Raw genomic sequence first — 286 nt, 5'->3', positions numbered from 1 at the left:
CCGCTTTTATCGCTATTGTTAGCTTTCACTTTTGTACTTACTGCATGTGGTTCAAATACAAAAAATGAGGCGAACGATAACGGCAATAAGTCTTCTTCACAAGAAAGTCTATATGATAAAGTCAAAAAAGATGGCGTATTAACCGTCGGAACAGAAGGTACATACCCTCCTTTCACATTCCACGATGATTCAGGCAAATTAACGGGGTTTGATGTTGAAATCTCTAAAGAAGTCGCAAAACGCCTTGGAGTGAAAGCTGATTTCAAGGAAACACAATGGGACGGCA

1 protein-coding gene is annotated in these 286 nt (G+C 39.9%); it reads left to right on the top strand.

Annotated features, from left to right (window positions below):
• Window positions 1-15 precede the first annotated feature (15 nt).
• A partial coding sequence (locus tag SB773_RS31140; protein ID WP_410594130.1) for a transporter substrate-binding domain-containing protein occupies window positions 16-286 on the top strand: 271 nt, incomplete at its 3' end.

The sequence above is a fragment of the Bacillus sp. SIMBA_074 genome (assembly GCF_046534555.1).
Classification (GTDB): domain Bacteria; phylum Bacillota; class Bacilli; order Bacillales; family Bacillaceae_G; genus Bacillus_A; species Bacillus_A mycoides.
The sequence above is the reverse complement of the archived record's forward strand: the minus strand, read 5'-3'. Positions and strand labels throughout refer to the sequence as shown.